This is a genomic window from Chlorogloeopsis sp. ULAP02 (genome assembly GCF_038404745.2).
Classification (GTDB): Bacteria; Cyanobacteriota; Cyanobacteriia; order Cyanobacteriales; family Nostocaceae; genus Chlorogloeopsis.
In genome coordinates, this window is record NZ_JAYKTT020000079.1 from 59,743 (window position 1) to 71,626 (window position 11,884).

Sequence of the window (11,884 nt, forward strand, 5' to 3'; positions counted from 1 at the left end):
GGAACTTCGTTAGAGAGCTTACACTCCTAAAGGCACACCAAATCATCCCTTAATTTCACCAAAAAGTAGAATCTACCTGCGAATAGATTTTCAAACTTCAGGAAGTATCACCATCCCCAACTACCGGCAATACCTTTAAAAGGCCCGACAATATCACTAGTAATCCAGCCACCATAGAAATTGCCTGGTTGGGGTTGCACCTTTTCCTCATTGAGGTAGCAGGCATCCATGAGGTGGGCATAAAAAGCTACATAGTTTTTAATAGTTGCAAAGGCTGGTGTGGGATTGGGATAGAACCAAGCAGCATTTTTTACTTCTTTTTGATTCACGCGGATAGTGTAGTAACCAGCGCCTCCTTTCCACTCACAAAAGCTAGATTGCGGTGCCTGGATTAAGTACTCCATTTTGATATCTTCTGGAGGAATGTAGTATACAGGTGGGTGACTGGTTTCTAAAACACGCTTGGCACGATGGGTATCTGCAATTATGACATCATTAAATATGACTTTGATATGCTTGTTTGTATCCTCCAGGCGAGGAGGGCGGGGATAGTCCCAAACTGATTCTTGTCCGGGTGCAGGATCAATGCGTTGAGGTTTTACCATCTTTTGAGATTGTAAAGGGGAATGGGGACTAGTGACTGGGGATTAGGAAGAGTTTTTTTAATAACTCTTGATAAATTGTAATATTTTTTAATATAGACTAAAAGGGGCAGAAAGATCACATCTCTATCTGCATCTTCAATGTTTCCCGTTCTTACGAATGTGAGTTGATGTACACCTTGGACATTGCATAGCAATCGCACTCATTCATATTTTTATTCTGCAACGCCCAAAATTTTTAATGGGAAAAATTAATTGCTTCCCTAAAATTTAATAAGGCCATTCTTCGATAACTTCGAGAAATCATCTAGAAATTTGTGATCGCCCACTCTACTGACTTTTACATAAGGTAATGCTTGGGTTGGTATATCTATGTCAGAAGGCGATCGCGTCCATTTCTGGTTAATAACGGCAAAAACCGCAGCAATATTGGTATTCTCATTACTTATTGAGAAATATTATTGTTAATCTTATATATTCATGTAAAATGACAATAACTTTTGATAACCATACTATTTATTATCAGCCCTTTATTTATGACTATCACCCTGACAGCAGAGGAAGAAGATGAACTATGGAAAAAGACACGACAAAACACTATATGTAAATCTGCATTGCCATCCTTTGAGTTCTGGTGGGAAATGCCTAAGCAACTGGGTAAAGGTTATGCACAATATATTGAAGTTTATCCTCAACTTCAACTAAAAATAGAGGAATCTGAATTTAATGATGATCTCATAATTCACACTCCTGAATGGCAGCACCCCTTGCAATTTGGTGTTTTCTTCCCACAGACATCCAGAGGTGATTTGGTGGAAGTCAGAAGATGGACAACATTTATTTCTGGTGGGGGAATTCAACGGGCTAATAATTTTTTCTGTCCCAAATCTCAAAAAACGGTTATTGTTGATATTCATATGCCACCGGAATTGCTGGCAACTTTTTTTCCTGGAGAAGATGGAGAAATTCTCCCCGAATTGAAAATATTTGCTAAAGGTAACGACTGGCAGACATTAGTTTTTCCAGAAGCGACAACCGCCATCCAATCAGTAGTACAGCAAATTGTCAATTGTCCCTATCAAGGGACGACTAAGCGAATATATTTGCAGGCAAAAGTAGTGGAGTTAATGGCATTGCAACTAGCTCCCATTCTGGCAGAACAGAGGAAAACGCAACCATCCCCACATTTGCGAATAGAAACGATCAATTCAATTTATCACGCCAAGGAAATCTTACTCTCCAGTCTAGAAAATCCGCCATCACTATGGGATTTAGCGCAAACTGTGGGGGTAAGTGAAAGAACTCTCCGCAGGGGATTTCAGGAATTATTTAACACAACTGTTTTTGGATATTTGACTAGCCAAAGAATGGAAAAAGCTAAGAATTTATTGTGTTCTGGGAAAGTGACTGTGGCAGAAGTAGCAATGATGGTAGGTTATTCCAACTGCTCGCATTTTGCCGCAGCTTTCAAACGTCAATTTGGCATTACCCCTAGAGATTGCTTGGCGGGGAAATTGTCCGTTTGGCAATGATGCTTGCCGTTTCGGGGTAGATTTTGCTGCTAACTTTCTTTTATACTCGGCATCACTCAAGTTAATAATTTTTCGCAATAGTTGTTGATTTAGTTATCTAATAAACAACTTCGATTGAAGCTGGGTAAATTTCTTGAGTTGGTGTGTGAGGAGTATAAATAGGGAGTGATTATGAAGCGTTGCGACTTGACCGTAAGTGTGAGTTTGTGGTTTTTTGTCGGAGTTTGGGGATATTTGAGTGCGATCATCGCAGCACAGCCTGGATGGACACAGGAAAAAATACCAAACATTCCCCAACTAAGCGACATCGAACTTCCCGCAACCAGAGCGCAAATGTTGGTACAACAATCAACACCAACCAATCCACCTGCAACTCCAGGGAAAGTAGTAGTAATTACAGGAGTCAAAGCCAATCCCACCGCACAGGGTGTGGAAGTGATTTTAGAGACAACCCAAGGGGAGCAACTGCAAGTCACAAATCGCAGTGCAGGTAATAATTTTATTGTTGATGTATCAGGTGGACAATTGCAATTACCGTCGGGTAAAGCGTTTACGTTTAAATCGGAAAAACCCATAGAGGGAATAACCCAAATTACAGTTACGAATATTGACGCAAATACCGTGCGGGTGACGGTAGTTGGAGAAAAAGCTTTACCTGCCGTTGAGTTATTTGATGATAACGTCGGGTTGATTTTTGCAGTAGAGTCCACAGCAACAGCAGCACAGAATCCCACCCCGCCTACGGCACCCCTACCCTCACCAAGGGAAGAGGAAGGGGAAGAATCAGAGGAACCCACAGCGCAACAGGATGAGCCAATTGAGTTGGTGGTGACGGGAGAGCAAGATGGGTATCGCGTACCAGACACTTCAGTGGGAACAAGAACCGATACACCTTTGCGTGATATTCCCCAGTCAATTCAAGTTGTACCACAACAGGTACTACGAGACCGTCAAGCCAGAACCATCACAGACGGATTGGAAAATGTCAGCGGTGTCAACACAATTGGGTATGGAAGTAATTCAACTAGAGACTATTTCACGATTCGAGGCTTCGAGGCTTTTGCTGCTCTCGTCAATGGACTTCCCGATCCACAAATAACAAATGATGCTAGTTTTTTCAATGTGGAACGCCTAGAAGTGCTGAAAGGGCCAGCCTCAGTTTTGTATGGAGACAGTGCATCGGGTGGGATTGGTGGTACGATTAACTTTGTGACTAAACAACCACTGCGCGATCCGTTCTACGAAGTCAGCGCAACGATTGGGAGTTATAACGATTATCAGGGAACAATCGATCTCTCCGGCCCTTTAAATGACTCTAGAACAGTTCTCTACAGACTAATTGCGGGTTATCGAAGTAATGAGACTTTTATTGACTTTAACGATGCCAGAATTTTCGCTGTTGCTCCTAGTTTGAGCTTTAGCTTGGGTGAAAATACAGACCTCATTTTCGAGGGTGATGTCACCATTCAAGAAAGAATTGGACAAACACCCAACGGATTGCCAGCAGTAGGTAGTGTATTACCGAACCCCAATGGAAAAGTACGCCGTAGTTTTAGCCCTACTGGGCCATCAGAAGACATCCAAACTATTAATGGCAGAGTTGGGTATCGCTTAGAGCATCGATTTAATGAAAACTTAAAGTTGCGAAATGCCTTCCGTTATACGTTTGCTGGTGGCGATAATGAAGGAGTACCTCTTATTTTTCCCGCTAGTTTAGAGGCTGATAATCGCACGCTAAATCGAATCGCTACAATTCCTCTTAGCAGTGGATTGGCGAACACCTACTATCTTGATACCAACTTACTGGGTCAATTCAGCACTGGCTCGATCAATCATCAACTTCTAGTTGGCTTTAGTTTGAGTCGAGATGAGAGTCGTAATAACTTTGCATTTGGTGTTCCTCTTATCCCGGTAGACATCTTCAATCCAGTCTATGACCAAACCTTTGCTTCTCCCGATCCTAGCACCGACAGTTTCAGAACCAGAGATACGCTTGGTATCTACCTCCAAGACCAAATTACTCTCGCCGAAAACTTGAAGCTTCTGCTAGGTGGGCGAGTAGATATATTTGAGGAGCGCACAACGGATCGACTTGCAAACACAGAAACGAGTCAATCAGACACCGCATTTAGTCCACGAGTGGGGATTGTCTATCAACCGATCGCACCGATTTCCCTGTATGCGAGTTATTCTCAATCTTTTACACCAACCATTGGCACATCTGCTAGGGGAGAAACATTCCAACCAGGACGTGGGACACAGTATGAAGTAGGTATCAAAGCTGACTTGACTAGCAGACTTTCTACGACTCTCGCTTTTTATGATCTAACTCGCTCCAATGTGACGACAACCGATCCTGATAACCCTAATTTTTCGGTTCAAACTGGAGAACAAAGAAGTCGAGGAATCGAATTGGATATCAGTGGCGAAATTCTACCAGGATGGAACATTATTGGTGGCTATGCCTACACCGATGCCAGAGTCACCAAAGATAATACAATTCCAGTGGGTAATCGATTATATTCTGCTCCCAATCACGCATTCAATCTGTGGACAACCTACAGAATCCAAACAGGAGATTTTCGCGGACTGGGATTTGGTTTAGGCTTCTACTATGTTGGTGAAGTAGCAGCAGATTTGGCTAATACTTTAGAACTACCTAGTTACTTCCGTACCGATGCAGCAATTTTCTATGAGCGTGACCAATTCCGCGCTGCCCTAAATTTCCGTAATCTCTTTGATGTAGAGTATTATACAGCTTGGGGGTCTGGAGAAAATGTGTATTTAGGTAATCCTTTCACCGTGCAAGGAACAATCTCATGGAAGTTTTAGGTTTTTAAGGAACGGACATTTCAGAACCTAAAATTAAAATCTTATGTTTGAAAACAACTATAAATTAATTACTCTGTTCCTACTGAGAAATTTGGTAATTTTTATCCTAACTGCCTGCTATGTTCAAGAAGTTAATCATCTACCTAGCCCAACCAGGGTATCTTCTATTGCAAACTGTCGTGTTATTAAGCATCTAATGGGAGAAACTTGTGTTCCTGCTACTCCCCAGCGCGTTGTCACCTTAGCACCGGATGCTTTGGGAAATACACTAGCTCTCAATGTCAAACCTATTGCTAGCACAAATGATTTCTTTAAAGAAGGAGAGTTTCTTCCATATTTAAACTCTAAAGCACAAGGGATAAAAACATTAGGAACTGCTGACAGACCTAATATAGAAAAATTATTGTATCTTCAGCCTGATCTAATTTTCGGTTGGGGTGGACATAGTCTCGAAGCAATTTATCCTCTACTATCAAAGATAGCCCCTACGGTATTATACCGTTGGCAAGACGATACATGGAAAGGAAATTTCAACTTCACAGCTAAGGTTTTAGGAAAACAAGAAACTGCCAAAGCAGCTTGGCAGAATTATCAAAAAAGGATTCAAGAGTTTAAGAATGTACTGGGCAATCGTTATCAAGATAAGAAAATATCTTTTGTATATTTTTCTATTGGTAAAATAGGAACTTATGTAAAAAACTCACTTCCAGGTTCAATTTTGAGTGATGTTGGTTTACAACGTCCAGAATCGCAAGATATTGTAATTGAACCTTGGGGATATACAGAGTTTTCTGAAGAAGAATTAGAGAAAGCTGATGGTGATATTTTGTTCGTAGCAACTTTAACTGATAGTGATAAACAATTACTCGAAAAAATTAAACGTAAGCCTCTTTGGAAAAAGCTAAAAGCTGTTCAACAAAATCATGTTTATTTTGTTAATGGCTCTAGTTGGTTGTCAGGTTATGATATGACAGCTGCTGATGCTGTAATTGATGATTTATTTAAATACTTAGTGCCGCAATCCCTATAGCGCGATCGCAAACCTCCATAGCGAAGATACAGACAAACCCAATTAAATTACTCGTAATCAGCGATCGCTTCCAACCAAACATCCAAATCAGCCATACCACTAAAAAAATCCCTGGAAATTTGCAATCCTCCACTCTACTGACTTTTACATAAGGTAATGCTTGGGTTGTTATATCTATGTCAGAAGGCGATCAGCTTTACTGTCAGGAGAGATGGCAACAGTGCTATCTATTTTGCAAGCAGGTTTAGCTACCACTGAACATCAAGAATTCATGCAAAAATTGAATAGATACGAGGAATAGGTGCAAGCGATCGCCTACCTAAACTTGCAACTCAAACCCAGGTAATACATCTTCTCCAGAAAGAATCGCTGGCATTTGTATAACTTCTACAGCTTTTCCACTGCGGTAAATTTCCACTCTTGCATCTTGGGGATTAATTAGCCATCCCAAACGCAAACCATTTTCTATGTATTCTTGCATTTTCTCTTGGATACGTTGCAGCCTATCTGTCTCAAAACGCAGTTCAATCAGAAAATCGGGTACCAGTGGCGGAAATTTTTTTCGTTGTTCTGGCGTTAAAGCTTCCCATCGTTCCAATTTTACCCAAGCCGCATCAGGGGAGCGTTTTGCACCATTCGGCAGGATAAAGATAGTCGAAGAACTAAAGACTTTGCCTAATTTAGCTTGACGATTCCAGATTTCTAAATCAGCGATCAGTCTAGCTTCTTGATTTCCGCTTTCTCCTCCTACTGGTGGCACAATAATTAATTCTCCTGCTGCATTCATTTCCAGGCTTAAATCACGATTGGCAAGACACAATTGATAAAATTGCTCATCACTTAAATGAGCGATCGGTTCTAGATTGAGGACAACAGTATTCATTGAAGCTTTCCTCGTGGCTTTTTGGCTAACACTTAGTTCCCTTTAGTTAAAAGTTTAGCAAGAGGAAATTAACTTGAGTTCGACCGATATTAAAGCCATAAGCGCGCCCACCACTAATTCCTACTCCTAGAGTTATTTACCAGGATTTATCGCAACACCCAACAATGCCAACATCTTTACAACTAGACGTTTAGCTATTTCTTTATTGAGTAGAACCTGCATGGTGAGTTTTCTTTGACTAACGTACTTCTTTGAGACTTTCAATTTGCTTAGTGAACAGTTCTGTAAATAGACTCATCACAGTTCTTTCTTCACGAACTTTAATGTTAGCACTAATAGACATTCCCGATTGCAGAGGAATGGTTTTACCTTTAATGTTTAAAGACTGTTGATGCAAATTAATTTTGGCTGGAAAGCGATAGTAGGGATGGGTTTGATCTGGTGGTAAAGCATCCGAGCCAATCCAAGTGACTGTTCCCTTAATGTCACCAAATTCACTAAAAGGGAAAGAATCAATTCGGACATCAACTTTCATACCCTGGCGAATAAAACCAATATCTTTATTTGTAATCAAAACTTCAGCAATATAGTTATCATTTGGTACAATTTTTAGTAGTTCCTGGCTGGCATTTGCTACAAATCCAGGGTTATTAGCTTGTAAATCGAATACAGTTCCCGCTACAGGCGCACGAAGACTTTGATATTTAGTGTTCAATCGTGTTTGTGAGATTTTGCTATTAACTTCAGCTAACTGCTTTTCATTTTCTAACAAAATTCTAGTTAGCTGACTATCGATATCAGCAATTTTATTTTTGTTATCACTTATTTTCTCTAAAACACTTTTTTCAGAAGCAGATACTGTATTTTTTAATTCTTCTTTTCCTTGTTCGATGTCAAATTCAAGACGCTTATTTTCCTCAATTAATTGCGCTAATTGTGCGCTATTATTTTGTACTTTTTGTTGCTGTTGGAGGTACTGAAGTTGAGCGATCGCTCCTTCTTCAGATAGTGTTTTCATTTTATCTAAAATTTTTGATTCTATAGCTAAACTGGCTTGGGCATCAGATATTTGAATTTGATTTTGCGAAAGTCTTTTCTTGATTTGCTCAATTTCCATCTGGGCTGCTGTAGAACGAGAATCTAATTCTCTTTTCGCTGCATCTAGACGTTGTTTTTCATCAACTCCCATTTTGATATCTGAAAGAGAATTCTGTAATTCTTTCCGTAACAATTCATTCTCTGCGACTAAAGCAGCACGATTCTTCAACAAAAAAGCAGCTTCTTTCGGTAAGTTGCCACGCAAAAGCTCTACATCGGCTGCAACAGGAGACGTGGAAGCAAATAAATTCCGATATATTTGTATTTCTTGAATTAAAGAAGCACGAATTTTATTTAAAGAGTCTAATTCAGCATTATTAGCAGTAGGATCAAAATCTAGTAATAATTCACCAGATTTTACTTTTTTTCCATCTTTAACATAAACAGCTTTTACTACTCCATTAACAGGAGCTTGAATTTCCTTTACAGTTCCTTCTGGTTTTAATTGCCCAGTAGCGGGAACTACTTGCTCAATCTTGGCAAAATAAGTCCAAGTTATTCCAAAACAAGCCAATCCAATTAAACTTATCATGATTGCGCGTGACCACACTGGAGATTGACGTAGCACAACAGATTGCTCAAAGGAATTTTCTTGATAAGATTTTGAAGGATTTGAAAGAGGTTTAGAAGCTTTAGAATCTGCAAGAGTTAACACCTGTTGATTCTCTAATTTTGCTCCATTTTCATGATTGCCGTTAGAATTATTTCCATTTAGTTGATTCATAGACGTTACTATATTTGGAGATAGTGAGATGAATAAGACAACATAATGACTAATTACTGTTGTAGAGACGCGATATATCGCGTCTCTACAATTTATACATTCACTTCTTGCTGTTGAAATAAATAAAAATAATGACCTCTTAAAGCCATTAATTCTGCATGACTTCCTTGTTCAATAACTCTACCACCATCCATGACGACGATGATATCTGCATTCCTGACAGTGTTGAGACGATGAGTAATGAAAAATACTGTTGTTCCTTTAAAAGCTTGTGCTAAGTTGAGGCACACTTGCCGTTCTGTAGGATAATCTAAGGCGCTGGTTGCTTCGTCTAGAACTAATAATTTGGGTTTTTGTAAAACTGAACGCGCGATCGCTATTCTTTGTCTTTGCCCACCAGAAAGTGCAGTACCCCTCTCACCCACAGGCGTATTGTAACCTTTAGGTAAGTTCATAATAAATTCGTGAGCGGCTGCAATTTTGGCAGCTTCGATGATTTCCTCTGTTGTGGCATCGGGATTCGTCAGAGCAATATTTTCTTGAACTGTACCGTCAAATAACAGTGTATCTTGAGGAACTACACCAATTTGTCGGCGCAGAGAGTAAAGTTCTACTTTGGCTATATCATAACCATCAACTAAAATCCTGCCGGATTCTGGCTCATACAACCGAATTAATAATTTCATTAAAGTACTTTTACCTGCACCACTTTTACCAACAATTCCCACAAATTTACCGACAGAAAAATTGAGGTTGACATTATCAAGTTGTAGCGCACTACCTGTATTGAAGCGGAAAGAGATATTTTCATATTTTACCGCTCCTGCGATTGCAGGTAAGGGAATATTATAACGGTCTGATTCTGCTTCTTGTGGTGTATCAACAATATCGCTTAAACGTTCCAAGGACAAGGCAGTTTCTTGAAAACTTTGCCAAAGTTGTGCCAAACGTAATATGGGACTGGTAACATAACCAGAAATAATTCTAAAGGCAATTAATTCTCCTAAAGTTAATTCTCCTTGCAGTACTAAATAAGCACCTAACCAAAGTACTAATAAACTACTGAGTTTATTGAGGAAATTGCTAGTAGAATTAGCAAGGGTAGAAGTAACTACAGTTTTAAATCCAGCAGCCACATAACGAGCATAACGCTCTTGCCAGGAAAAGCGCGATCGCATTTCAATATTTTGCGCTTTGACAGTTTGAATACCAGACATAACCTCAACCAAGTAAGATTGAGTCTGGGCATTGCGTTCAGCTTTACTGCGTAGTTGTTTACTCACTGTGGGAGAAGCAATTAAAGTGATAATTATAAACACCGGAATTGTTGCTAAAGCAACTAGCGTGAGTTGCCAGCTGTAAATGAGCATGACGATGATATAAACCACTGAAAAAAGAGCATCTAAACCCACTGTTAAAGCAGTGCCAGTGAGAAAAGAGCGAATGTTTTCTAACTCGTTTATGCGAGTGGAAAGTTCTCCAACAGGACGACGTTCAAAATAGCGTAAAGGTAAGCGTAACAAGTGGTCAATAATTTCTGAACCTAACCCCATGTCAATGCGATTAGTAGTATCGACAAATAAATAAGTTCGTAGTGTGCTAAGTACAGCTTCAAATAAGCTTACTACTAATAGTAAAATACCTAAAATATGCAAGGTATTTATACTGTTTTGAGCAATAACTTTATCGATAATTAACTGAATGACTAGTGGGTTAGCTAGTGCTGCCAATTGCACAAAAAATGAAGCAATAAATACTTCTAACAGTACACGACGATAGCGCGATAAATAGGGAATAAACCATTGTAAACCGAAGCGTTCCTGAGGTGTCGTTTTGCTGGGAGAAAGTAGCAATACCTTTACTTGTGGTGGATAGCTGTTTTCTTCTACATTTAATTGGGCAACTACTTCTGTCGGTTTCCAGCGCAGAATTCCTTGTTCGGGTACACCTAAAACAACAACACGCGAGCTTGCTTCATACACCACTGCATAACTATCAGCATAGGAAATCAACGCTGGGGTAGGGATGCGCGTGATATTGGCAACAGGTATATCTACTAATTGTGCCTTAAGTCCGATTAACTCTGCTAAGTAGGCACAAACAGGAAAAGATATACTACCAGTACGTTTGATTTGCTCATTCAAAACGCGGCGAACAACTTCCCGTCGAAACGGTATTTGTAGATGTTGGCACAGCATTTGAAAACAAGCGATCGCACTCTTTAATTCTCCCCTGCCACGTACAAATGGATACTTTTTGATTTTCTGTTCTGTCTTGATAGCAGTAAAGTCTGGCAGTGATTCTTCCTGAGGTGCGTAAGGAATATCAAGATTATCTGTATGATTTGATTGACTCTGTTGGGTGGAAGTTTGTACCTGATAACTATGAGGTAATAAAGTTGAGCTACTTAACCCAACTAAACGCGCTGGATTTTTTCCCTTCACCTCAAGCACATCTTGTTCATTACTCGATTCCAAACGAGAACCAACAGGAAATTCAGTTATTGCTCCACCGCCACTCACAAACCAAATGTATTCTCTATCTAACTGGTGAAATGAAGTTTTACCTGGTGGAAGGTAATATACCTTTGCTTCTGGTAATGCAGTTTGAGCAAGTTCTTTAATATTAAGATTTGCTTGAGCTTGTACTTGTTGTTGCGCACCTAAAATATCAAATATTTCGATTAAATGACACTGATTTTTGCGAGTATCGCTAAAAGCTGAATACTCATCCAGTAAACGCAAATAGTCTGTGGAACTGATTGTTAAACATATGACTTCCGTCGAAGCGATCGCACTCTCGCAAGCTATATCCCTTAGTAAACTTATTTCGCCAATAATTGCTCCTGGCTCTAGCAATTTTATAGTAGTTGGCATTTGGGTGCGGGGATCATATACCAACAAACGTATTTTACCTTCATAAAGAATTGCTATCCGGTCAGGTATTCTTTCTTTATCAAGAATTTTTTGACCGATACGATAACGCCAAGGTTGTAGTTGTTGAGAGAAATGTGTGACTAATGTGGAGGGTAATTTATTAAAGCCTTCAATACTAGAAATAAATTTTGTGAAAGAGCTTTGAATATAAGTCATGATAATTTCAAATTATAACAGTTCTATTTAATTTGTCGGGAAAGGCAGAGGGCAGAAGCTTAATTAAAAGGTTTTTAATAAAGTTAAGTCA

8 protein-coding genes are annotated in these 11,884 nt (G+C 39.6%); 3 read left to right on the top strand and 5 right to left on the bottom strand.

What is annotated here, in order from left to right; genetic code table 11:
• Nucleotides 1-107 precede the first annotated feature (107 nt).
• Nucleotides 108-605, bottom strand: a complete 498-nt coding sequence (locus U2718_RS28340) for a DUF427 domain-containing protein (protein WP_341993551.1) — start codon at nt 603-605, stop codon at nt 108-110.
• Between the two features lie 533 nt (nt 606-1,138).
• Here U2718_RS28340 and U2718_RS28345 point away from each other — a divergent pair.
• The 3 genes from U2718_RS28345 to U2718_RS28355 all read left to right on the top strand — a co-directional run bounded on the left by U2718_RS28345 (nt 1,139) and on the right by U2718_RS28355 (nt 5,996).
• Complete coding sequence (locus U2718_RS28345) at nt 1,139-2,134, top strand: AraC family transcriptional regulator (RefSeq protein WP_341993553.1); 996 nt, start codon at nt 1,139-1,141, stop codon at nt 2,132-2,134.
• Between the two features lie 171 nt (nt 2,135-2,305).
• Nucleotides 2,306-4,966 carry a TonB-dependent siderophore receptor gene (locus U2718_RS28350; protein WP_341993555.1) on the top strand — a complete coding sequence of 887 codons (2,661 nt, stop codon included), beginning with the start codon at nt 2,306-2,308 and terminating at the stop codon, nt 4,964-4,966.
• Between the two features lie 43 nt (nt 4,967-5,009).
• Nucleotides 5,010-5,996 (top strand): iron-siderophore ABC transporter substrate-binding protein, encoded by a 987-nt coding sequence (locus U2718_RS28355; protein ID WP_341993557.1) that lies wholly within the window; start codon nt 5,010-5,012, stop codon nt 5,994-5,996.
• Here U2718_RS28355 and U2718_RS28360 read toward each other — a convergent pair.
• From U2718_RS28360 to U2718_RS28375, 4 genes are all read right to left on the bottom strand, one after another.
• Nucleotides 5,968-6,096, bottom strand: coding sequence for a hypothetical protein (locus tag U2718_RS28360; protein ID WP_341993558.1), 129 nt, complete (start codon nt 6,094-6,096; stop codon nt 5,968-5,970). The genes U2718_RS28355 and U2718_RS28360 overlap by 29 nt on opposite strands.
• Nucleotides 6,097-6,315: 219 nt before the next feature.
• The gene (locus U2718_RS28365; protein ID WP_341993559.1) at nt 6,316-6,879 is read right to left on the bottom strand and encodes a Uma2 family endonuclease; all 564 of its coding nucleotides are present in this window, start codon (nt 6,877-6,879) and stop codon (nt 6,316-6,318) included.
• 238 nt (nt 6,880-7,117) lie between these two features.
• Entirely contained in the window at nt 7,118-8,701 is a 1,584-nt protein-coding gene (locus tag U2718_RS28370; protein ID WP_341993561.1) for an HlyD family efflux transporter periplasmic adaptor subunit, read from the bottom strand.
• A 92-nt stretch (nt 8,702-8,793) separates the two neighbouring features.
• Nucleotides 8,794-11,793 (bottom strand): peptidase domain-containing ABC transporter, encoded by a 3,000-nt coding sequence (locus U2718_RS28375; RefSeq protein WP_341993563.1) that lies wholly within the window; start codon nt 11,791-11,793, stop codon nt 8,794-8,796.
• Nucleotides 11,794-11,884: the final 91 nt, after the last annotated feature.